This window comes from Sphingomonas sp. GW821-FHT04B01 (genome assembly GCF_059420425.1).
Genome location: NZ_JBWKTR010000001.1, coordinates 860,680 through 883,862, shown reverse-complemented (window position 1 = coordinate 883,862; position 23,183 = coordinate 860,680). Strand labels below are relative to the sequence as shown.

Here is a 23,183-nt window from a genome sequence, read left to right as displayed (position 1 = left end):
TTGCCTGCCGCGCAGACCCAGAGCGGCGGGGAATGATTTCGAACGGGAGGCGCGCCATGCAGATGTCAGCCGATATCGAATTCTATGTCCGCCGCGAACGTCAGGAACGACAGCTCGCCGAGCGCGCGCGCGATACCGACGGGCGCCGCGTCCATCTCGAACTCGCGCGCTGCTATGCGCAACTGATCGCCGACGCCGGCGAGGGCAACACCCGTTCCGATCCCGTGTGACCGCAGAATAGTCGCACGAGACCGTCCGGGCGGGTGTGCGGTGTTCCCATTCCCGTCACGCCGGATCGGTCGGAGACCCGTGCAAAGCTGCCCCCGGTGCTCCTGCGAAAGCAGGAGTCCAGGTGTCCCGAGCACCATGAGACGGTGTTCTGCTTGGCACAGTGCTCCTGCTTTCGCAGGAGCACTGTGTTGCGCCACCAGCGATGTGGCGTTTGCCGGTTCAGGTGCGTGCCGCGTCGCCGGGATGGCGCCACGCGACGACCTGCTGGCGCTGCGTGCCGAGCCGGTCGATCGCCAGCTCCATCACGTCGCCCGCCTTGAGGTAGATCGATTGCGGCTTCTTGCCCTCGCCGACGCCCGGCGGGGTGCCGGTGATCAGCAGGTCGCCCGGCAGCAAGGTGACATATTCGCTGACGTAGCTGATCAGCTGCTTGAGATCGAAGATCATCGTGCTGGTATTGCCGGTCTGCATCCGCGCGCCGTTGACGTCGAGGTGCATGGCGAGCGCCTGCACGTCGCCGATCTCGTCGGGCGTGACCAGCCACGGGCCGACCGGGCAGAAGGTGTCGTGGCCCTTGCCCTTCGACCATTGCGTGCCGCGCTGCTTCTGGTTGAACCGCTCAGACACGTCGTTGGCAAGCACATAGCCGGCGACATGGTCGAGCGCCGCATCCTCGGACACGTAGCGGCAGGTCTTGCCGATGATCACGCCCAGCTCGACCTCCCAGTCGCTGTGCGTCGAATCCTTGGGCAACATGACGTCGTCGTTCGGGCCGGACAGGCTGGACAGCGCCTTCATGAACATCATCGGCTCGGTCGGGATCGGCAGGTTCGATTCGATCGCATGATCGCGATAGTTGAGACCGACCGCGACGATCTTGCCGATGCCCTTGACCGGCACGCCGTAGCGCGGCGTCCCGTCGACCACCGGCAGCGCCGCGACGTCCGCGGCGCGCACCGCGGGGATCGCATCGACGGTGATGTCGGCGACCACGCCCGACAGGTCGCGGATGCGACCGGCATCGTCGACGAGGCCGGGCTGTTCCTGGCCGGGCTGGCCGAAGCGGCAGAGTTTCATGAGGAGCTCTTTCGGTAAGAGGAAGGGCGTCGGAAAACGCAAGGACGCCACGATGTTGCGCCGCTCCGTACAACCGCCGCCGCGCCGGCGAAACCCCACCGACGCAGGCAGGACCGCGACGACGAAGGTCCTGCACCCGTTTCGCCGATTATACGTTACACCTGCGGCGCGCCGAATCGCAGCGCCGGGAGAGACGTCCGTGACCACCGCCGCCTGCGTACGATCTCCCGGCCGGGCGCGCGCGTGAACCGTCTCGCCCCCGATGCGGACGACGCCCGCTTCATCCGCCGCATCCTCTACATCCTCGTCATCGCCGCGGTCGCCGCGGCTTTGTTCAAGGCGGGCAATCTGCTCATCCTCGCCTTCGGCTCGATGCTCGGCGCGATCGCGATCCACGCGATCGCCGATCTCTATCGCGATCACCTGCGCGTGCCCGAGAAGGCGTCGCTCGGCCTCGGCATCGCCACCGCCTTCGGCATCGTCGCCTTCCTCGTCTGGCTGTTCGGCGTGCAGTTCCGCGAACAGGTCAACGTGCTCGTCACGCAATTGCCCGGCCTGCTCGACCAGCTCGCCGCCTGGGCGTCGCGCAGTCCGGTCGGCGCCAAGATCGTCGACGCGGTGCAACAGGCCTATGCCGGCTCGCAGGCCGCGCAGGACGTCAGCGGGCTCGTCCAGGGCGGCGGCGAACTGTTGCTCAACAGCCTGCTGCTGCTCGTCGGCGCCGCCTTCTTCGCCGCCGATCCCGGCATCTACCAGCGCGGCTTCCTGTTCCTGATCCCGCGCGGCAAGCGGCCGGCGATCGAGGATGCGCTGTTCGACGTCGGCTCGACGTTGCGGCTGTGGCTGCGCTCGTCGCTGATCCTGATGACCAGCATGGGCGTGCTGGTCGGCGTCGGGCTGTGGATTTCGGGCGTGCCCTCCGCCGCGGCGCTCGGCCTGCTCGCCGGCCTGTCGGAGTTCATCCCCTATATCGGCCCGACCGCGGCGATGATCCCGGCGCTGGGCCTCGCCGCGACGCAGGGGACCGGGCCGCTGATCGGCACGCTCGTCACTTATGCGCTCGTGCGGCTGATCCAGACCAACTTCATCACCCCTTATGTACAGGCGCGCGTCATCTCGATCCCGCCGGCGATCACCGTCTTCGCGATCATCGGCATCGGCGTGATCTTCGGCATCTTCGGCCTGTTCTTCTCCGCCGCGCTGCTCGTGGTCATCTTTACGCTCGTGCGCAGCCTCTACCTGCGCGAGGTTCTGGGCGAGGATATTCCGCGCAGCCGCCATCAAACCTTGCTGGGTCCAGACCTTACGCCGACGGACCCCGACGAGGATGTGAAAAAAGATTAACCCATGTGGTCCGGCAGCCGCTGGATTAAACCCTAATTAACCTTTTGCCTTCAGATGTTCTTTGGTTAATGAATCGGGTCGAGCCGTGCAGCAGGGGTGCTCAGGGTATGGCCAGCAGGGGACGACGCGATGCGAGTGCTGTTGATCGAGGACGAGCCGACCACCGCCAAGGCGATCGAGCTGATGCTCGGGACCGAAGGCTTCAACGTCTACACCACCGATCTGGGCGAAGAGGGCCTCGATCTCGGCAAGCTGTACGATTACGACATCATCCTGCTCGATCTCAATCTGCCGGACATGCACGGCTATGACGTGCTCAAGAAGCTGCGCGTCGCCCGCGTCGCGACCCCGGTGCTGATCCTGTCGGGGATCAACGAGATGGATTCGAAGGTGCGCAGCTTCGGCTTCGGCGCCGACGATTACGTCACCAAGCCGTTCCACCGTGAAGAGCTGATCGCGCGTATCCACGCCGTCGTCCGCCGCTCGAAGGGGCACAGCCAGTCGGTCATCCGCACCGGCAAGCTCGCGGTCAATCTCGATGCCAAGACGGTCGAGGTCGACGGCAGCCGCGTCCATCTGACCGGCAAGGAATATGCGATGCTCGAGCTGCTCTCGCTGCGCAAGGGCACGACGCTGACCAAGGAGATGTTCCTTAACCATCTCTACGGCGGCATGGACGAGCCCGAGCTGAAGATCATCGACGTCTTCATCTGCAAGCTGCGCAAGAAACTCAGCCTCGCCTGCGAAGGCGAAAATTATATCGAGACGGTCTGGGGTCGCGGCTATGTGCTTCGCGAACCAGAAGAAATTGGCGCAGTCGCCTGATCTGACATTTGCGCCACGTCCGGCGAACAAGAGCTGCGGCATCACCGATGTCGCAGCTTTTTTGTTGCGTCGCGAGGATCGGAGGCGCGCATCGGCACGGCCATTTCGGGCCTGAAACCTGATCGAAATCAGGAAGCCTGGCTTCCCAAACGTTAATATCCCTTTAGAGAATCGTATAATAAAAAGGACTTACCAACAGGGGGAGGATCAGGCCCATGCCGACCGCAATCGATACCGCGACCAATCAAGCGGCGCTGAGCGCCAAATATATGATCCTCGACGCGCTCGAGCTGCTCGATGGATTGCAGTCCTTCTCGGCGCAGATCGCCGCGGTCCACCTCGCGCATGCGCTCGAGATGATCGACGCCGGCGGTGCCGACCTCTGACCGTCCCGGGAGCGGTTACTTCCGCTCCCACACCTTGTAGCCGCCCACCCACGTCTCCTGCACCTTCGTGGCGCGCAGGTCGGTGGGCGAGGCGAGCAACGGATCGCGGTCGACGATGATGAAGTCCGCCTGCATCCCCGGCGCGAGCCGGCCGATGCGATCCTCGGCGAAGCCGGCATAGGCCGCGCCGCCGGTAAAACCCCACCAGCCCTGTTCGCGCGTCACCGCTTCCTCCGGGCGCCAGCCGCCGAACGGCTGGCCGTCGGCGCCCTGCCGGGTGAACGACGCCGCCCAGCCCGCCCAGGGATCGGGCCGCTCGACCGGATAGTCCGAACCGAACGCCAGCTTCGATCCGTTCCTGAGCATCGACGCCCAGGCATAGGCGCCGGTCAGCCGCTGTGGCCCCAGCCGCGCCTCCGCCATCACCCGGTCGCCGGTCTCGTGCGTCGGCTGCATCGAGGCGATCGTGCCATATTTGCCGAAACGCGGCAGGTCGACGGGATCGACGATCTGCGCATGCTCGACACGCCAGCGCCGGTCGCCCTTATAGGTCTGCGCCATCTCGTCGATCGCATCGAGCACCTCGGCATTGGCGCGGTCGCCGATCGCGTGGACCGCGACCTGATAGCCGTCCATCGCCGCGCGGCTCATCAGGTTGCGCAGCACCGTGTCGGTCATGAAGCCCGCACCCGACTGGCCCGGCGCATCGGCATAGGGTGCCTTCAGCCACGCGCCCCGCGACCCCAAAGCGCCGTCGGCATAGAGCTTCACCCCGACCAGCTTGAGCTTGTCGGCATACAGCCACGGCGTCGGCCCGGTGCCGCCGATCTGCACCGTCGTGTCGACGCCCATGCCGTAGCTCATGATGCGCACGCGCAGCCCGCCGAGATCGCCGATACGGCGATAGGTCAGCCAGTCCTCGATGCTCGTCCCCATGTCGGCGGTGGCGGTGACGCCATAACTGAGCAGGATGGTCTGCGCCTTGACGAAGGCGGCGTTGCGATCCTTGCCGAGCGGCTGCGGCACCACCTTGGCGACGAGGCTCTGCGCGGCGTCGACGAACACGCCGGCGGGCTGGCCCCCTGCCCCCTTCTCGATCCGCCCGCCGGTGGGCGAGACGCTCTTGGCGGTCACCCCCGCCGCCTTCAATGCGGCGCTATTGCCCCAGCTCGCATGACCGTCGGCGCGCGCGAGCCACACCGGCCGGTCGCCGACCGCCGCGTCGAGCTCCGCGGCGGTGGGGAAGCGGCCGAGACCCCAGGCCTCCTGATTCCAGCCGCCGCCGATGATCCACGCCTTGTCGGGATTGGCGCGGGCGTATTCGGCGATCTTCGCCTGCGCCTCGGCGAGGCTCTTGGTCTCGGACAGATCGAGTTCGAGCGCGCGAAAGCCCAGTTCCATGACATGACCGTGCGCGTCGATCATCCCGGGCAGCAACGTCTTGCCCTTGAAGTCGACCCGCCAGTCGAGCTTGTCGGGACGCTTGTCCTTGGCGCCGAGCAATTTGGCGACATGCCCGTCGGGCGTCACCAGCAACGCCTGGAAGCGGACGACCTTGCCGTCCTTGTTCAGCGTCAGCCCGTTGACGTTGTCGACGATCCCGTCCGCCCCCGCCGCCGCGGGCAGCATCCATGCCGTCGCCAGCAACATCGCCTTGAGCACGCCGCCGGTGCGCCCGCTGATAACCCATTGTGCCATGCCGTCCCGCATAAGCGGTGTTCCCCCGCCGCACCAGATGGTCTAGCGGGACCGATATGGCCTCGAACCCCGCCGCAACCGCTTTGCCCGTCAGCATCGATGACGTCCGCGCCGCCCATGCCCGCATCCGCGACGCGATCGTCCGCACGCCGACGCTGATCAGCAAGACGCTGAGCGAGATGACCGGCGCGAAGGTCTATCTCAAGTTCGAGAACCTCCAGTTCACCGCCGCCTATAAGGAACGCGGTGCGCTCAACACCTTGCTGCAATTGTCGCCGGAGGCGCGCGCCAAGGGCGTCATCGCCGCCTCGGCGGGCAATCATGCGCAGGGCCTCGCCTATCACGCCAACCGGCTCGGCATCCCCGCGACGATCGTCATGCCGCGTACCACGCCGACGGTGAAGGTGATGCAGACCGAGGGCCACAAGGCCAATGTCGTGCTGGAGGGCGAGACGTTCGACGCCGCCTACGCCCATGCCCGCGTGCTCGAGGCGCAGCGCGACTTCACCTTCGTCCACCCGTTCGACGATCCGCGCGTCATCGCCGGCCAGGGTACCGCGGCGGTCGAGATGCTGGAGGACGTGCCGGGGCTCGACACGCTGCTGATCCCGATCGGCGGCGGCGGCCTGATTTCGGGCACGTCGATCGTCGCACGCGCCGCGGATCATGCGATCGAGGTGGTCGGCGTGCAGGCCGAACTGTTCCCGTCGATGTACAACCGGATCAACGGCACCGATCTGCCCTGCGCCGGCGACACGCTCGCCGAGGGCATCGCGGTCAAGGAGCCGGGCGGCATCACCGCGCGGATGGTCGCCGAACTGGTCGACGACATCGTGCTGGTCGGCGAGCGCAATCTCGAGGAGGCGGTCAGCCTGCTGCTCCAGATCGAGAAGACCGTCGTCGAGGGCGCCGGCGCCGCCGGCCTCGCCGCGCTGATGGCCTATCCCGAGCGGTTCAAGGGCCGCACCGTCGGCATCATCCTGTGCGGCGGCAATATCGACACGCGGCTGCTCGCCAACGTGCTGCTGCGCGACCTCGCGCGGTCGGGGCGGCTGGCGCGGTTGCGCGTGCGGATGCAGGACCAGCCGGGCGCGCTCTACAATGTCGCGCGCATCTTCGACGCGCAGCGCGTCAACATCATCGAAGTCTATCACCAGCGCATCTTCACCTCGCTGCCGGCCAAGGGCCTGTTCACCGAGATCGAATGCGAGGCGCGCGACCGCGACCACCTCAACCGCCTGATCGCCGCGCTGCGCGACGGCGGCTATGAGACGAGCATGGTGGAACAGGCGTAGCGCCGTTCGGAAGGGCTGTCGCATCAGAAGATTTGAGCAAGCCCGCCGTCTGCCAAACCCACCCCGTCACCCCGGACTTGTTCCGGGGTCCACTCTGCGGCGAGGGGAAAGGCTTGAGCCGACATCGTTCCCCCGCGGCCGGGTGGACCCCGGAACAAGTCCGGGGTGACGACCCTGATGTGAAGCCGATCGAACCTCATCGCCGTCGCCAAATGCGCCAGCCCTCCCCTGGCGGTCCGCGAATCGACCGCCCACACGAAAACGGGGGCCGCGCCGTGGCGCAGCCCCCGTTTCGTCAGGTCGAACCGTCAGCTTAGTTGCTGTCGGAATCGCCGTCCTGCACGACGGCGACGACGCCGATCGCGACAACGCCGGCAACGATGAGCGCGGCGAGGAGACCGCCACCGGCCAGCTCGCTCTTCTTCGACGACGGCGCGCTGGCGCGGACCGACTTGGCGACCGACAGCGACGCGGCGGGGTTGGCAGGCGCGGCGCTAGCAGCGACCGGAGCGGCAATCATCGCCAAGGCGGCGAGCGAACCAGCGAAAGTCTTCGACATAAACAAAACTCCAAGCGGAATGGATACCGGGAACGACCGGTTACCAACTTTGTTCCTGCAGCGCAACATCGTCCCGTTTTGGAGCCGACTATGGTTGCGGCAACACACTTAGCCGAAAATTAACCTTTTTTGATCCGAATGCCACTTTGCAGCGCGCCGCGGTGCATTCATAGATCGACGGCACCGCATCGCGCGTGGCACGTTCCAGGGGATTGCCGGCGGTGACTGCGCCTTTCCGTTTTCCGCGCTTTTTCGTCACGACCCCCGCCCCCTGCCCTTACCTGCCGGGGCGTCAGGAGCGCAAGGTCTTTACCGAATTGAGCGGGCCTCATGCCGGCGAGCTCAACGACGCGCTCAGCCGGATCGGTTTCCGCCGGTCGCAGGGCGTCGCCTATCGTCCGTCGTGCGCGGGCTGCACCGCCTGCGTCTCGGTGCGCATCGTCACGCAGGAATTCGCGCCCAACGCCAGCCAGCGCAAGCTGCTGCGCCGGAACGGCGATCTCGAAATCGCCGTCTGCCGTCCGTGGGCGACCGACGAGCAATTCCAGTTGCTGCGCCGCTATCTCGCCGCGCGCCATCCCGGCGGCGGCATGGCCGGGATGGACGAGGACGATTACGCCGACATGATCGAGCATTCGCCGGTCAATTCGATGATCGTCGAATATCGCACCCGCACCACCGACGGGTCGCGCGGCGAACTGGTCGGCGCCTGCCTCACCGATCGGCAGGCGGACGGATTGTCGATGATCTACAGCTTCTTCGCCGCCGACGAGGAGGGGGCGGAGGCGCGTCCGGGACTCGGCAACGTCATCATCATGGATCACATCGCCCGCGCCCGCGATGCCGGGCTGCCGTTCGTCTATCTCGGCTATTGGGTGAAGGGCTCGGCGCGCATGGCGTACAAGACGCGCTATCGCCCGCTCGAAGTGCTCGGACCGAACGGCTGGCGGCTGCTCACCGAGGAGGATGCCGTCGCCGCGCCGGCGCGCGAGCCGGCGCTCGCCCCCGCCTGACCGGGCGGATCAGCCCGGGTCGGTCTCTTCGCCGACCGTCGCGCCGGCGGTGACGAAGCGCTGCGGCGCGACGCTGCCGAGATGGACGCGCACCCCCGCGGCGACGGTGATCCGCGGCGCGGCGACCGCGTTCGCAATCGCTGCGGGGGCGGGGGCGGTGGCGGCGGGCGCATCGGGGCGGACGATCGCCGCCACCTGACCGCGGTGCACGGTGACGCCGCCATCCGCGCCGCTGTCGCGATACAGCGCCGCGGTCTGCGCCGCCGCATCGGCGACATCGGGTTGCAACGGCAGCGGCTCGACGCCGGCATAAGCGGCGCGGAAGCTCAACGCCCCCTCCATCGCCCCGCGCCAGCGATAGAAGATATGCGCGCCGACCGCGCCGATCCGCGCGAGGCTCGACGCCCACCACGGCAGGATCGCATTGGTGTGATAGAAGGTCGCGGCCCCGATCGGCGCATAGACGCTGCCCGCCAGCGCCGCCTCGGCCACCGCGCGTGCGCGCTGCCAGGCGGCGGGGTCGCGGCGATAGGCCATCGATCCGTCGCAGGTGAAGGAGAATTGGCAGCCGGTGCGTCGCTGCGATCCCTGGAACACCACGCCGCAGACGCTGTGCGGGAAGGCGCGGTCGCGCACCCGGTTGAGCACCACCTGCGCCACCGCGCGCTGGCCGGCGAGCGGCTCCGAGCGCGCTTCATAATAGACCGCGGCGGTCAGGCAGTCGGCGGCGCGTGCCGCATCGTCCTGGCTCTGCGCCTGCGCGAGGAAGGCGGGCGCGGCCTGCACGAACGCCGGCGCCGCATCGTCGGCGACGGAGGCGCGCAGCGTCGCGGGCAATCCCGCGAGCCCCGGCGTATCGAGCGCCAAAGCGTGGAGCAATTGCTGCGGGTTTGCCACCGGCTGCGCCTGTGCGCCGGCGGTCGCCGCCTCGCGGTGCGGCGCGCACGACGAGGTGACCAGCAATGCCAGCCCCAGAAAGCCCCGTTCGATCATTGAAGTCCGCCAGCGTCTCACGCGACCGGCGATAAACGCCCCGACTTATGATCGGGTTAACCGGGACATACCCGAATCCACCCCGTCACCCCGTCACCCCGTCACCCCGGCCCTGAGCCGGGGTCCCGCTTCCTTGGACCGTGAAGAAGCGGGATGCCGGATCAAGTCCGGCATGACGGGGAAAGAGGAGCCCGAAGGACCGACATCACGCCAGCGTACGCACCTTCGATTCGCGATCCCAATAGCGCTGCTTCGCCGCCTCGACGAAGCCGCCGAGATCGGTCACGCCCTCGTCCGCCTCGACGCCGGCCTTGTCGAGCAGCGGCTTGGCCTCGGCGTTGAAGCCGATCGCCTTGAGATGGCCGAACGCATCCATCACCCATTGTACCGCCGCGGCTTCCTTGACGAGCTTGGCGGTCGCCGCCTCCGACAGGATGACCGCGCAGGCGTCGAGCGTCGCCGAAGGTTGACCGAACAGCTGCGAATCCGCCGCCACCGACGAACCGTCCGACAGCGGCACCTTGCCGACCTTGGGCGCGACCAGCACCGCGCGGCCGCCGGCTTCCTTCACCGCATCCTTGAGCGAGGCGAGCGCCCCGGCATCGCTGCCGTCGGCGATGAGGATACCGACCGAACGGCCCTCCAGCGTATGGCGCTCGAGCGGCCCGCGGATGATCCGCAGCGCCGGCGACGGCTCCATGTCGAGCACCGGTGCCGCGGTCGGCGACGCGGGCGGCAGGTCCATCGCCAGCCCGTCGGCGACGCGCGCGGCGAGATCCTCGTCGACGTTGCGCAGATTGGCCATCATCGCAGTACGGATATGCTCCAGCCCGACCTTCGACAGTTCGAACACCAATGCCGAGGCGATATGCGCCTGTTCCGCCGGGTCCATCGAGCGGAAGAACAGCCGCGCCTGGCTATAGTGATCGGCGAAGCTCTCCGGGCGGATGCGCAGCTTCTGCCCCTCTTCCTCCGACGGGAAGGTCTTGTAGCCCTTGTCCGGATCCTCGCGCGCGCCGGCTTCCTCGCCGACCTTGGCGAGGCTGTTGGGCTCGTAATTGGCGCGGCCCTTGGGCACCGCCATCTGCATGTGACCGTCGCGCTGCTGGTTCAGGAACGGGCAGCCCGCCGCCGCCGCACGGCCCTTGGCCGAATTGATCGGCAGCTGGTGGAAATTGACCGAGCCCAGACGCGACAATTGCGTGTCGGTATAGGAGAACAGCCGCCCCTGGAGCAGCGGATCGTTGGAGAAACCGATGCCGGGGACGACATGGCTCGGCACGAACGCCGCCTGTTCGGTCTCGGCGAAGAAATTGTCGGGATAGCGATCGAGCACCATCCGGCCGACGATCTTCACCGGCAGCACTTCCTCGGGGATGATCTTGGTCGCGTCGAGCACGTCATAGGGCTGGCTGTTGGCGAACTCCTCGTCGAACAGCTGCAGGCCCAATTCCCACGTCGGGAAGTCGCCGCGATCGATGCTCTCGAACAGGTTGCGACGCTGGAAGTCCGGATCGGCGCCCGCCACCTTGACCGTCTCGTCCCAGATCGTCGAGGCGAGGCCCGCCTTCGGTTTCCAGTGGAACTTGACGAAGGTGCTCTTCCCCTCCTTGTTGATGAAGCGGAAGGTGTGGACGCCGAACCCCTCCATATTGGCGAAGGTGCGCGGCAGCGTGCGGTCCGACATCGCCCACATGATCATATGGGTCGATTCGGGCATCAGGCTGATGAAGTCCCAGAAAGTATCATGTGCGGTCGCCGCCTGCGGATAGCCGCGGTCGGCCTCCATCTTGGCGGCGTGGATCAGGTCGGGGAATTTGATCGCATCCTGGATGAAGAACACCGGGATGTTGTTGCCGACGAGGTCCCAATTGCCTTCGCGCGTGTAGAATTTGACCGCGAAGCCGCGCACGTCGCGCGGCGTGTCGACCGACCCGGCGCCGCCCGCGACGGTCGAGAAGCGGGTGAACACCTCGGTGCGCTGGCCCTTCTTCTGGAACATGTCGGCGACGGTGATGTCGGCGAGGCTCTCGGTGCATTCGAAATAGCCGTGCGCCGCCGAGCCGCGGGCGTGGACGATCCGCTCGGGGATACGCTCGTGATCGAAATGGTTGATCTTCTCGCGATAGACCTCGTCCTCGAGCAGGACGGGACCGCGTGCCCCGGCCTTGAGCTGGTTCTGGTTGTCGCTGACCGGCGTGCCGTGATTGGTGGTCAGCACCGGATGGTCCGCATCGGTGGTCTGATGCGTCTCGCCGCCGTTGCCGGGGTTCAGGAGCGTATCGGTCATGGGGGTGTCTCGCATCGAAGGGATGGTTCCCGCTCTCAACGAAGCTGGCCTGCGTCAGTGCCTTCGCGCCGGAAACTTTCGCAGGAGCCGGCCGCAATTCCTCCCCGTCAGCGCAGGGCCATCGCATAGGGACGCGGGTGTAAGTCGCTCGTGTTCCAAATCCACCCCGTCACCCCGGACTCGTTCCGGGGTCCACCCCGCGGCGAGGAGGAAGGCTTGGTTCGACACCCTGCTCTTGTGGCCCGGTGGACCCCGGAACAAGTCCGGGGTGACGGGGTAAGCTTGGAAGACGACAGGCACGCACAAGCGTGCAGATGCGACAGCCCCGCTATCGCGAGCGAAGAATTGCGAAATGGAACAGGCCGCTATTGCGCCGCCGACACCGTCACCGCGACGTCGAGTTCCTCCTCGCCCTCGCCGAGCCGCGATCCCGCCACCGGCGCCGCGCCGGAGGCGTCGAGCGCCGCCGCGACGCGCACGCTCTCTTCCTGCGGCGACCGGCCGGTGAACGGATCGAAGCCGACCCAGCCGAGCCCGTCGACATGCGCCTCCGCCCAGCCGTGCGGCGTCGGCCGCAGCGAACCCTCGACCACGCTATACCCCGACACGTAGCGTGCCGGCAGGCCGAGCGATCGCGCCGCCACGGTGAAGATCTGCGCCAGGTCGCGCGACGTCGCCGCCGGCCGCGCGAACGCCGCCGCGGCGCTCAATCCCGGCTCGGGCCGGGTGCGATCGACCGCGAAGCGGGCGTTCACCGCGCGGTTGAGCGCGTGCAGCTTGCCCACCGCGCCGTCCGCCGCGCCGGTCACCTCGGCGGCGAACGCCGCGATATCCGGATCGCGCGGCGTCGCCTCGGTCGCGCGCAGGAACACCGCCGGCGGCAGCACCTCGTTGACGCCGCGCACGACGCCGTCGGAATGGCTGGTCAGCACCTCGCCACGCACCGCAATCTCGATATCGGCGATCGGCCCTTCGGCATACAGCATCGTGACCGCATTGCCGAAGCCGTCGCGCCCGCGCCGCATCCTGGCGTCGCAATCGACGTCGATCCGCCAGCGCGCCACCGTCTGGTCGTGGCTGTTCTCCGGCGTCATGCGCAGCATCTGGACCAGCCGGCTCTGCGGCTCGCTGAAGCGATAGACGGTGCGGTGATCGATCGACAGGCGCATCAGACGAACCGGAACTGGCGGCCGATCGCCTCGTGCAACTGGCCGTTCTCGCGGATGAAGGCCTGCAGATATTGGTGCAGGCCGCTGGCGATCACCTCGCCGGAGCGGGTGCGGCCGAGTCGCGCCGCGCGCATCCGCGCCATCCGGTCCGCCTCGCCATGGCTGCCGGTGCGTTCGGCGAGCAGGCCGAGGATGTCGACGGTGATCTCGGACGAGGCGACGAGGCTGCGCGGCAGCTCGCGGCTGGCGATCAGCAGGTCGATGACGTTGGCCGGCGTCAGCCCGTCCGAATAGAGCCAGCGATAGGCGGTGACCGCCGACACGGTCTGGAGGATCGTCGTCCACTGGTCGCGATCGACGACGCCGCCGACCGTCTCGCCCTCGGGCAGCAGGATATGGTATTTGACGTCGAGCAGCCGCGCGCTGTTGTCGGCGCGCTCGACCGCCTGTCCCAGCCGGATGAACCAGTGCGACTGGTTGCGCAGCATCTGGTGCACCGCGCCCTCGAAGCCGCGCGTCTCGTTCTTCACCGCCTCGACGAGGCTCAGCGTGGCCTGCGTCTCGCCGATCCGGTGGCGGTTCTCGAACACCAGCCACGCGCGGTTGATCGCGGTCCACGCCTCGCGGCTCAGCGCGGTGCGCACCGCCTTGGCATTGTTGCGCGCGCGATCGAGGCAGCGGATCACCGAGCCGCCATGGCTGGTGTCGAGCGTCAGGAACCGCACCACGTCGCTTTGCGTCAGTTCGCCGCCATGCGCCGCGAAATCGGCCTCGGTATCGGTGACCGCGAGCGCCGACGACCAGGCCACCTCGCCTGCCGGGCGCGACGACATGACGTCGAGCCGCACGGTCGCCTCGATCAGCCGCGCGAAGAAATCGGCGCGCTCGATATAGCGGCCGAGCCAGTAGAGCGACGACGCCGTCCGCGAGAGCATCATACCCATTCCTCCCCGGCACGGGGAGGGGGACCAGCGAAGCTGGTGGAGGGGGGGCTCCACAAGCGCGATCGTATGAGGAAGCCCCCCTCCACCACGCCGCTGCGCGTCGCGGTCCCCCTCCCCGTGCCGGGGAGAAATTTTCCCGCATTCATGCCCCGAACCCCTGCGCCTGCGTCATCCCGCCCATCGTCTGCGTCTGCCGCTGGAACGGACTGTCGGCCATCAGCACGAAACTGTCCTTGGTGCCGCCGCCCTGGCTCGAATTGACCACCAGCGAGCCTTCCTTGAGCGCCACCCGCGTCAGCCCGCCGGGCACCACCTGCACGCCCTTCGATCCGCTCAGCACGAACGGGCGGAAGTCGACGTGGCGCGGGCTGAGGCCGCTGTCGGCCAGCGTCGGCACCGTCGACAGCGCCAGCGTCGGCTGCGCGATATAGCGGTGCGGCTCGGCGATCAGCGCGGCGCGGAACGCCTCGATCTCGGCGCGCGACGCGGTCGGCCCGACCAGCATGCCATAGCCGCCCGAACCGTCGACCAGCTTGACGACGACCTCGTCGAGATGATCGAGCACGTAGCGCAGCGCCTGCGGCTCGCGGCAGCGCCACGTCTCGACGTTGGGCAGCTTGGCCTCGCCTCCCGAATAGAAACGCACGATCTCCGGCATATAGCTATAGATCGCCTTGTCGTCGGCGATGCCGTTGCCGGGCGCGTTGATGATCGCGACGTTGCCCGCGGCATAAGCGGCGATCAGCCCCGGCACGCCGAGCATCGAATCGGCGCGGAACACCAAAGGATCGAGATAATCGTCGTCGACGCGGCGATAGATGACGTCGACGCGCACCCGCCCGGCGATCGTCCGCATCCACACGATATCGTCGTCGACGACCAGATCCGCCGCCTCGACCAGCTCGATCCCCATCGAATCGGCGAGGAAGCTGTGTTCGTAATAGGCCGAATTATAATGGCCCGGCGTCAGCACCACGCAGACCGGCCCCGACGATCCGCCGCGCGGCGCCACCGACTTCATCGTCTCGAGCAGCCGGTCGGGATAGCTGTCGACCGGTTCGACGCGATATTCGCGGAACAGCTCGGGGCACAGGCGCACCATCGCCTCGCGGTTCTCGAGCATATAGCTCACCCCGGAGGGCGTGCGCGCATTGTCCTCCAGCACGTAGAATTCGTCCGGGCCGGTGCGCACCAGATCGATGCCGCAGATATGCGCCCAGATGCCGTGCGGCGGTCGCATGCCGGCGATCTCGGGGCGGAATTGCGGATTGCCGAGGATCAGGTCCTCGGGCAGCACGCCTTCCTTGAGGATGCGGCGCTCGCCATAGATGTCGTCGAGGAAGGCGTTGATCGCCTCGACCCGCTGCACCAGCCCTTCGGATAGCCGCGACCATTCGTCGGCGAGGAAGACGCGCGGCACGATGTCGAACGGGATGATCCGTTCGCGCGTATCGGTGTCGCCATAGACCGCGAAGGTGATGCCGAGCTGGCGGAAGGTCGTCTCCGCCGCCTCCTGTCGCCGGCGCAGTTCGTCGTCGGGCGTCTCCTCCAGCCAGCGCCCTAGGGCGGCCAATGCCGGGCGCGGCGGCGTATCGCCGTCCATCCCCATGATCTCGTCGAACGCCGGTCGTTTCCCCATCGGAACGTCAAAGCCCTCCACGTGATGCAAGTTCCATGCTGCGGGGAAACGCTGCGCCGCACAAGAGGGTTGGCAAGACGTTAACCGTCTAAATTCCGCCCCCGTTTGGGGGAGGACTTATTTCAGCCCCGCCAGCATTCCCGGGGTCAGCACCTGCGGCAGGACGCGCGGTTCGGCGGCGCCCGGCGCGTAATAGAGGTACAGCGGCACACCGGCGCGGTTGTGCGACTGGATGAACCGTCCCAAGGCGGGATCGCCATCGGTCCAGTCGCCCACCAGCACCGCGACCTTGTTCTTCGCGAAGGCCGCGCGCGTCGCTGCGGTGTCGATCGACGACGCCTCGTTGACCTTGCACGACAGGCACCAGTCGGCGGTGAAATAGGCGAACACCGGCCGCCCCTCCTTGCGCAGCGCCGCCAGCCGCGACTCGCTGAACGCGTCGCCGCCGACCGCCGCGGGCTTGGCCGCGCCACCGGTCAGCGCCGCCGCCAGCCCCGCCGGCACCACCAGCGCCGCCAGCGCCAGCGCCCAGCCGAAGCCCTCGCCCCGCTTCTGCCGCCGCCCGCCAAGGCTCAGCACCACGCCAGTGACGACCATCGTCGCGATCCCGATCGCCAAGCCGGTCGCCCCCGCCTGCCGCCACGCCAGCCACAGCAATGCCAGCACGGTCAGCGCCATCGGCACCGCGAGCACGCGCCGGAACCGCTCCATCCACAGCCCCGGCCGCGGCAGCCGCCGCCGCAGCGCCGGCACGAAGCCGATCGCGAGGAACGGCAGCGCCAGCCCCAGCCCCAGCCCCGCGAACACCGCCAGCGCCGCCGGCCACGGCAGCACCAGCGCCGCACCGAGCGCCGCGCCCATGAACGGCCCCGAACACGGCGTCGCCACGAACGCCGCCAGCGCCCCCGTCGCCACCGACCCCGCCGCGCCGCCATGCGACGCGAATTGCGGCACCGGCACCTCGAACCGCCCGGCGAGGTTGAGCGTGATCGCAAAGGTCAGCGCGATCAGCAGCACGACGATCCGCGGGTCCTGCAACTGAAACGCCCAGCCGACCACCGACCCGCCGGCGCGCAAGGCGAGGATCAGCCCGCCGAGCGCGACGCACATCAGCACAGCGCCCAGCATATAGCCCAAGGCATCGATCCGCGCCGCGCGCTCGTCCTCGCCGCCGCGGGCGAGGTGCAGCGCCTTGAGGCTGAGGATCGGGAAGACGCAGGGCATGACGTTGAGGATCAGCCCGCCGAGCACCGCGCCGGCGAAGGCGAGCAGCGCCGCCGCCCAGCCGCTGCGATCGCTCGCCTGCGCCACCGTCCCCACATCGGCGTGGATGCTCAGCCCAAGGTCCGGCCCGATGCGCAGCACGCCGGCGATCCGCCCCTTGGGCGCGCCTTCGGTGGCGATCAGCAGCCGGTCGCCGTCGCGCGTCACCGTCTGCGGTGCGGCATATTTGACCATATCCGGCCCGAACGGGAAGAAGGCGGGGTTCTCCACCTTCGCCGCCGCCGGCAGCGGCACCGCGATGACGAGCTTGCCGTCCTTGACCTGATACGTCCCCGCCGCGTCGAGCGGCTTGGGGATCGCGCTGCGCCAGCGGTCGAAGTCCGCGCCATGCGCCGCCGCGCCGTCACCGATCGTCAGGTCGAGGCTGAGATCCTGCTGCTCGGGCACGCAGATCGCATTGGTGCAGACGAGATAGTTGATCGCCAGCCGCACCGGCAGCGGCGTGCCCTTCGCCAGCCCCGCCGGCACGCGCAGCGTTACCAAGGGCGCATAAGGCGCCTCGTAGACATAGTTCATCAGCCCAGCGATCAGCAGCGTCGTCGGCACCGGCCATTGCGGCGCGCCGTCGACCGCCGCGCTTTTGGGCAGGGTCCAGGCGAAGGACGGCGCGAAGCCGGCATCGCCCGGATTGCGCCAATAGCCGTGCCAGCCCGGCGCCGGCCGCGTGTCGATCGCCAATGTCACCGGCGCACCGGCGCGCGGCGTATCGCTTTCCGCGACCAGCCGCATGGCGAGATGCTTCGGCCCGTCCGCCGGCGCGAGATCGGCATGCGCCGCGCCCGCCCACATCAAGGCCAACGTCATCAGCGCGCAACACAGTGCGCGCATCGCTCCATCGGCGGCGTGCCGCCCGACCCTAGTTGCCCGATCCATCGCCCATCGCCATAGCGATGCCGGCCCCGTAAAACGAGTGTTCCCGATGAAAGCGCTGATCGCCGCCGCCCTGCTCGCCTCCGCCGCAGCCGCGGCCCCCGCCGCCGCCCAACAGGCGCCCGCGCCGGCCGCGCCCGCGGCCACCCCGGCACCGGCACCGACCACGCCGCCGCGGCTGATCGTCGCAATCTCGGTCGACCAGTTTTCCGCCGATCTGTTCCAGCAATATCGCAGCCATTTCACCGGCGGCTTCGCGCGGCTGCTGACCGGCGCGGTCTTCCCCTCGGGCTATCAGAGCCATGCCGCGACCGAGACCTGCCCGGGCCATTCGACGATCCTCACCGGCATGCGTCCCGCACATACCGGCATCGTCGCCAACAACTGGATCGACCAGTCGATCGCCCGGCCCGACAAGACCGTCTATTGTACCGAGGACGAGACCGTCCCCGGCACCGACCACAACACTTACGTCGACAGCGACAGGCATCTCAAGGTGCCGACGCTCGGCGAGATGATGAAGGCGGCGCGCCCCGCCACCCGCGTCGTCTCGGTCGCGGGCAAGGATCGCGCCGCGGTGATGATGGGCGGCCACAAGGTCGACGAATTGTGGTGGTGGGACGGCAAGACCTACAGCAGCTATGCCGGCCGCGCCGTGCCGCGCGCGGTGCAGCGCGGCCGCGACGCGGTCGCCGCGCTGATCGCCCGGCCGCAGGAGGCGCTGCCGCTGCCCGCTTTCTGTCAGCCGCTGAACCGGCCGATCACCGTCGCCGGCACCGTCTACGGCCAGGGCCGGTTCGAACGCGCCGCGGGCGACCTCAAGGCGTTCCGCGCCTCGCCCGCCAGCGACGCCGCGGTCTTCGCGATCGCCGCCGGGCTGATCCAGGACATGAAGCTGGGCCAGGGCCAGACCACCGACATCATCGACATCGGCGCCTCGGCGACCGACTATATCGGCCATTCGCTCGGCACCCAGGGCACCGAGATGTGCATCCAGATGGACCAGCTCGACCAGACGCTGGCCGGCTTCTTCGCCGCGCTCGACAGCTGGAACCTCGATTACGAAGTGGTGCTGACCGCCGACCACGGCGCGCACGACATGACCGAGCGGCAGCAGCAGCATGCGATGCCGATGGAGCAGCACGTCTCCGCCGACGCGTCGATCAAGACGGTCGACGCCGCGGTATCGGCGGCGCTCGGCCTCAAGGGGCCGGTGCTGGTCGGTGCCGAGGGCGACGTCTATCTCGCCAAGGGCCTGTCGCCCGCCAACCGCGCACGCGTGCTCGCCGAGGCGCAGAAGCGCTTTGCCGCCCAGCCGCAGGTCGCCGCCGCCTTCACCAGGGCGCAGATCGCCGCCCAGCCGTTCGCGACGACCCCGCCCGAGACATGGACGCTGCTCGAACGCGCCCGCGCCTCGTTCGACCCGGGCGTCTCGGGCGACCTGCTCGTCCTGCTCAAGCCGCGCATCACGACGATCGAATCGCCCGGACCCGGCTATGTCGAGACGCACGGTTCGCCGTGGGACTATGACCGCCGCGTGCCGATCCTCTTCTGGCGCAAGACCATGCCCGGCTTCGAACAGCCGCTGTCGGTGGAGACGGTCGACATCGCCCCGACGCTGGCGGCGACGATCGGCCTGCCGGTCAAGGGCCTCGACGGCCGCTGCCTCGACCTCGACCCCGGCGCCGCAGATACGTGCGCGCGGTGAGGCGCGCGTCTCCCACGCCAGCTCGCCGGGCCAATCCGGCACGGGGCAGATAGGAGGGTTATGCGGTTGCTCGTCCTGGGAGCGGGTGGGGTCGGCGGTTATTTCGGCGGCCGGCTGGCCGCCGCCGGGGTCGATGTCCGCTTCCTCGTCCGGCCCGCGCGCGCCGAGCGGCTCGCCCGCGACGGGCTCGTCATCACCAGCCCCGTCGGGAACGTGCGCACGCCCGTCACCACGCTGACCATGGTGGATACGCCGTTCGACGCGGTTCTGCTCGGCTGCAAGGCCTATGATCTGGACGGCGCGATCACGGCGATCGCTCCCGCCGTTGGGCCATCGACGCTGATCCTGCCCCTGCTCAACGGGTTGCGTCATCTCGATCGGCTCGACGCGCAATTCGGCGAGGACCGGGTTCTCGGAGGCCTGTGCCACATCGGCGTCCATCTGACCGATAGCGGCGAACTCATCCATCTCGATACGCTGCAACGGTTCGTGCTCGGCACGCGAACGGAACGTCAGGCGGCGGCGACGGCCGCGTTGTACGACACCTTGCAACGTGGCGGTTTCGCGCCCGTGCTCAGCGACGTCATCATGCAGGATATGTGGGAGAAGTTCACCTTCCTCACCACTTATGCCGGGATGACGACGCTGATGCGGGCGGCCGTCGGCGCGATCCTCAAGGCAGAGGAAGGCGAGGCGCTGATGCGCGAGATGCTGGAGGAATGTGTCGCGACCGCTACCGCTCAAGGCTATCCGCCGCGAGCGGCCGCCGTGACCCAGATGCGTGCGACGCTGACCGATCGCGCGTCGGCGGGCACCGCATCGATGTTCCGCGACATGGCGGGCAATGGACGGACCGAGCACGAACACATTCTCGGCGACATGCTCGCACGCGCCCGATCCGGCGGTCTTTCTGCGCCGCTGCTGCGGGTCAGTCTGGCCAATATGCAGATATACGACGCGTCTCGCCGCGCCGCGGGAGCGTAGGCCGGCGGAGAGGGTGCCGATCGCGCGGGAACACCGGACGTTGCGTTACCCTCGGCGAACGTCTCGCGGAAGCGGCGACCGGATATCGCAAACGCCTCCCACCCCCAACCGTTCGCCCTGAGCCTGTCGAAGGGCGGGTGAATCCCACCCAACCCCGACCAGTTCCAACCCGACCGACGACCGACACACACCTACCCTCGACTAACAAACCATGGCCCCAACGCCCGAACGGGGTAAAAACCCGCCATGCTCCTCGCCCTCGCCGCGCCGCTCCTCGCCGCCACCGCCCTCGCCACCCCGATCCTGCGCAGCGAGTTCATCGACCCCGCCCCGCCCTATCCACAGGCGCATGCCTCGACCTTGGTCGAACTGCCCGACGGCGCGATCGCCGCCGCCTGGTTCGGCGGCAGCGGCGAGAGCCGGCCCGACGTCACCATCTGGTTCGCCCGCCACGACCGGTCCGGCTGGCACAGACCCGTGAGCGTCGCCGACGGCCGCACCGCCGACGGCACGCGCTTCCCGACCTGGAACCCGGTGCTGTTCCAGCCCGCAGGGCAACCGCTCCACCTGTTCTACAAGGTCGGCCCCAACCCGCGCGAATGGTGGGGGATGGTGATCACCTCCGGCGACGGCGGGCGGCATTGGAGCGCGCCGCGCCGCCTTCCCGACGGCGTGCTCGGCCCGATCAAGAACAAGCCGGCGGTGACGCCCGGCGGCGCATGGCTCGCCCCGTCGAGCCGCGAGGAGGGCACGCCCGAACACAATCGCTGGTTCATCCGCATGGAGCGCTCCACCGATGCCGGCCGGACGTGGCAGGTCGAGCCCGCCATCCCCTCGCCGATGGGAATCGAGGCGATCCAGCCGAGCGTGCTGGCTTTCCCCGATCACCGCCTCGAACTCGTCGCGCGGACGCGACAGGGCGCGCTGGCGATGAGCTGGTCGCGCGACGACGGCCGCAGCTGGTCGCCGCTCGCCGCGATCGACCTGCCCAATCCCAACGCCGGCACCGATGCGGTGACGCTCGCCGACGGCCGGCAGTTGATCGTCTACAATCACAGCGCGCATTGGCCCGACCGGCCCGGCGACGGCCCGCGCTACCCGCTCGACGTCGCGCTGTCCGGCGACGGCATCCGCTGGCATCACGTGCTGACGCTGGAGAGCAAGCCGCGCCCCGACGGCTATGCCTATCCCGCGGTCATCCAGACCCGAGACGGGCTGGTCCATGTCAGCTACACCTGGAACCGCACCCGCATCCGCCATGTCGTGATCGATCCGCGACGGCTGCCCCGTAGCGATTGAACGCCGCCGCCGGTCGATCGTTGGACCGGCATGGAAACCCCCGCCCTTCCCGCACGCCCCGCCATCCAGCGCGCCGCGATCGCGCTCCGCATCGGCAAGCGCAGCCGGCTGCGCGCGGAGCTGACGATGACGCCGGGCGGCTTGCTGTCGGTCGGCGCGCTGGTGTCGTCGATCCTGCTGTCGTCCGCCGTGATCGTCCGCGCCGCGCGCCGCGACCGCTAGGGTCGGGCGACTTCCCAAACCCGCCCCGTCACCCCGGCCTTGCGCCGGGGTCCCGCTTCTTCGGACGTCGCGAACAAGAAGCGGGATGCCGGATCAAGTCCGGCATGACGGCGATACAATGCCGTCGCCGCACTCCAGATGGTCATGCTCGTGCGAGCCTGTCGTCGTCCAAGCTTGCCCCGTCACCCCGGACTTGTTCCGGGGTCCACTCTGCGGCGAGGAGAAAGGCTTGATTCGACACCGTTCCCTCGCGGCCCGGTGGACCCCGGAACGAGTCCGGGGTGACGAATCCGATAAGGAAACCGATCGAGCCTCATCACCGCAGCCATATGCGATTGCCCTTCCCCGCCAGGAGGAGAAATCCGTCTAGCCGCCAATCCCCCCGACGCTCACCGCGTCTCGAACATCCGTATGCCCGGCCCCAGCCGGTTCGCGCCCACCGCCAGCCGCTCGTGGCTGAGGTCGGCGACGAACGCCGGATTGTCCGGCGCGCCCGGCGCGAGCCGTGCGTCATTGTCCTCGATGCGCAGCCCCGCCGACGGATAGGTCTTCGCCTCCGCCGCCACCACGATCAGCCCGCTGCTGTTCTCCTTGCCGCGCCCCTGGACGAAGCCATTGCGCGCGATCAGGCCGCGCGCGCCTTCCGGCAAATCGATCATGTAATTGGTCTTGGCGCCGGCGGTGTCGTCGAAGCTGTTGTCGGTGATGACGACGTTGGGCACGCGCAGCTTGACGTAATGGCCGCCGGTGCCGCGCTCGAAGCGCGAGCGCGTGATCGTCACCTGCCCGCGATTGGCGAGATAGATGGCATGCGAGCAATTGACCGCCTCGTCGCACTGGCCGAGCCCCGCGAAGGTCGAGCGGTCGATCGTGATCCTTTGGCCGGTCGGCTCGCCGCCCAGAATGCCCTCCTGGCTGTCGAGGAACATCGCATTGGTGACGGTCAGGTCGCCCATCTCGGTGCGGATGCCCGCGCCATTGCCGTCGGACACGCGATAGCCGCGGAACACCAGCCCATCGACCACCGATCCCTGCCCGCGCAGCACCAGCGCCGCTTTGTCCTCGCACGCCTCCTTCTCGAAGATCGCGGTGCCCGGCGTCACCGCCTGGAAGGTGATGCGGCCGCCCTGCTGCACCGCGCATTGCCGGTAGACGCCGGGGGCGATGCGGATCGTCGCGGTCCCCATCCGCACCGACGATACCGCCGCCTGCAGATCGTCGAAGCCCTGCCCGGTCTCGGCGATGGTGAACGGCTTGCCCGATTGGGCGGAGGCCGGGGCGGCGAGCAGCGCGAGCGCGAGGATCATGCGGGTCATCGCCGCATCCTATCGCCTGAAGCGCGCCGCCGCCGCT

At 68.4% G+C, this 23,183-nt stretch carries 20 protein-coding genes; 10 read left to right on the top strand and 10 right to left on the bottom strand.

Annotation, left to right across the window (positions count from 1 at the left end):
• Positions 1 to 56 precede the first annotated feature (56 nt).
• Positions 57 to 230 (top strand): hypothetical protein, encoded by a 174-nt coding sequence (locus AC07UH_RS04280; protein ID WP_495179248.1) that lies wholly within the window; start codon positions 57 to 59, stop codon positions 228 to 230.
• A gap of 220 nt (positions 231 to 450) precedes the next feature.
• On the opposite strand, the gene AC07UH_RS04275 is transcribed toward AC07UH_RS04280, so the two are convergent.
• A complete protein-coding gene (locus AC07UH_RS04275) occupies positions 451 to 1,308 on the bottom strand; it encodes a 2,4-didehydro-3-deoxy-L-rhamnonate hydrolase (protein ID WP_495179249.1) in 858 nt (285 codons plus the stop codon).
• 243 nt (positions 1,309 to 1,551) lie between these two features.
• On the opposite strand from AC07UH_RS04275, the gene AC07UH_RS04270 reads away from it, so the two are divergent.
• The 3 genes from AC07UH_RS04270 (at position 1,552) to AC07UH_RS04260 (ending at position 3,863) form a co-directional block, all read left to right on the top strand.
• Positions 1,552 to 2,652 (top strand): AI-2E family transporter, encoded by a 1,101-nt coding sequence (locus AC07UH_RS04270; protein WP_137899070.1) that lies wholly within the window; start codon positions 1,552 to 1,554, stop codon positions 2,650 to 2,652.
• Positions 2,653 to 2,781: 129 nt separating this feature from the next.
• Entirely contained in the window at positions 2,782 to 3,477 is a 696-nt protein-coding gene (ctrA, locus tag AC07UH_RS04265) for a response regulator transcription factor CtrA (protein ID WP_038663154.1), read from the top strand.
• Positions 3,478 to 3,692: 215 nt separating this feature from the next.
• Complete coding sequence (locus AC07UH_RS04260; RefSeq protein WP_495179250.1) at positions 3,693 to 3,863, top strand: hypothetical protein; 171 nt, start codon at positions 3,693 to 3,695, stop codon at positions 3,861 to 3,863.
• A gap of 15 nt (positions 3,864 to 3,878) precedes the next feature.
• On the opposite strand, the gene AC07UH_RS04255 is transcribed toward AC07UH_RS04260, so the two are convergent.
• Positions 3,879 to 5,513: an amidohydrolase gene (locus tag AC07UH_RS04255; protein WP_495179792.1), complete on the bottom strand. Its 1,635-nt coding sequence runs from the start codon at positions 5,511 to 5,513 to the stop codon at positions 3,879 to 3,881.
• A gap of 104 nt (positions 5,514 to 5,617) precedes the next feature.
• Here AC07UH_RS04255 and AC07UH_RS04250 point away from each other — a divergent pair, with 104 nt between their 5' ends.
• Positions 5,618 to 6,856, top strand: a complete 1,239-nt coding sequence (locus tag AC07UH_RS04250; protein ID WP_495179251.1) for a threonine ammonia-lyase — start codon at positions 5,618 to 5,620, stop codon at positions 6,854 to 6,856.
• Between the two features lie 313 nt (positions 6,857 to 7,169).
• On the opposite strand, the gene AC07UH_RS04245 is transcribed toward AC07UH_RS04250, so the two are convergent.
• On the bottom strand, positions 7,170 to 7,415 hold the full coding sequence (locus AC07UH_RS04245) for a hypothetical protein (RefSeq protein ID WP_495179252.1): 246 nt from the start codon (positions 7,413 to 7,415) through the stop codon (positions 7,170 to 7,172).
• Between the two features lie 221 nt (positions 7,416 to 7,636).
• On the opposite strand from AC07UH_RS04245, the gene AC07UH_RS04240 reads away from it, so the two are divergent.
• Positions 7,637 to 8,428, top strand: coding sequence for an arginyltransferase (locus tag AC07UH_RS04240; protein WP_495179253.1), 792 nt, complete (start codon positions 7,637 to 7,639; stop codon positions 8,426 to 8,428).
• A 9-nt stretch (positions 8,429 to 8,437) separates the two neighbouring features.
• Here AC07UH_RS04240 and AC07UH_RS04235 read toward each other — a convergent pair whose 3' ends face one another.
• From AC07UH_RS04235 to AC07UH_RS04210, 6 genes are all read right to left on the bottom strand, one after another.
• Positions 8,438 to 9,421, bottom strand: a complete 984-nt coding sequence (locus AC07UH_RS04235; protein WP_495179254.1) for a cell wall hydrolase — start codon at positions 9,419 to 9,421, stop codon at positions 8,438 to 8,440.
• A 205-nt stretch (positions 9,422 to 9,626) separates the two neighbouring features.
• On the bottom strand, positions 9,627 to 11,711 hold the full coding sequence (locus tag AC07UH_RS04230; protein WP_495179255.1) for a catalase: 2,085 nt from the start codon (positions 11,709 to 11,711) through the stop codon (positions 9,627 to 9,629).
• A gap of 365 nt (positions 11,712 to 12,076) precedes the next feature.
• Entirely contained in the window at positions 12,077 to 12,880 is an 804-nt protein-coding gene (locus tag AC07UH_RS04225; protein WP_137899075.1) for a transglutaminase family protein, read from the bottom strand.
• Positions 12,880 to 13,815, bottom strand: a complete 936-nt coding sequence (locus AC07UH_RS04220) for an alpha-E domain-containing protein (RefSeq protein WP_038667203.1) — start codon at positions 13,813 to 13,815, stop codon at positions 12,880 to 12,882. The genes AC07UH_RS04225 and AC07UH_RS04220 overlap by 1 nt, the downstream gene beginning before the upstream one ends.
• 151 nt (positions 13,816 to 13,966) lie before the next feature.
• Positions 13,967 to 15,463, bottom strand: a complete 1,497-nt coding sequence (locus tag AC07UH_RS04215; RefSeq protein WP_495179256.1) for a circularly permuted type 2 ATP-grasp protein — start codon at positions 15,461 to 15,463, stop codon at positions 13,967 to 13,969.
• Between the two features lie 117 nt (positions 15,464 to 15,580).
• Positions 15,581 to 17,575 carry a protein-disulfide reductase DsbD family protein gene (locus tag AC07UH_RS04210; RefSeq protein ID WP_495179257.1) on the bottom strand — a complete coding sequence of 665 codons (1,995 nt, stop codon included), beginning with the start codon at positions 17,573 to 17,575 and terminating at the stop codon, positions 15,581 to 15,583.
• A 91-nt stretch (positions 17,576 to 17,666) separates the two neighbouring features.
• Here AC07UH_RS04210 and AC07UH_RS04205 point away from each other — a divergent pair, with 91 nt between their 5' ends.
• The 4 genes from AC07UH_RS04205 (at position 17,667) to AC07UH_RS04190 (ending at position 21,830) form a co-directional block, all read left to right on the top strand.
• Entirely contained in the window at positions 17,667 to 19,325 is a 1,659-nt protein-coding gene (locus AC07UH_RS04205) for an alkaline phosphatase family protein (RefSeq protein ID WP_495179258.1), read from the top strand.
• 60 nt (positions 19,326 to 19,385) lie between these two features.
• On the top strand, positions 19,386 to 20,309 hold the full coding sequence (locus tag AC07UH_RS04200; RefSeq protein WP_495179259.1) for a ketopantoate reductase family protein: 924 nt from the start codon (positions 19,386 to 19,388) through the stop codon (positions 20,307 to 20,309).
• Between the two features lie 246 nt (positions 20,310 to 20,555).
• Positions 20,556 to 21,608: a sialidase family protein gene (locus AC07UH_RS04195; protein WP_495179260.1), complete on the top strand. Its 1,053-nt coding sequence runs from the start codon at positions 20,556 to 20,558 to the stop codon at positions 21,606 to 21,608.
• A 30-nt stretch (positions 21,609 to 21,638) separates the two neighbouring features.
• Entirely contained in the window at positions 21,639 to 21,830 is a 192-nt protein-coding gene (locus tag AC07UH_RS04190; protein ID WP_137899112.1) for a hypothetical protein, read from the top strand.
• Positions 21,831 to 22,219: 389 nt separating this feature from the next.
• On the opposite strand, the gene AC07UH_RS04185 is transcribed toward AC07UH_RS04190, so the two are convergent.
• A complete protein-coding gene (locus AC07UH_RS04185) occupies positions 22,220 to 23,146 on the bottom strand; it encodes a right-handed parallel beta-helix repeat-containing protein (RefSeq protein WP_495179261.1) in 927 nt (308 codons plus the stop codon).
• Positions 23,147 to 23,183: the final 37 nt, after the last annotated feature.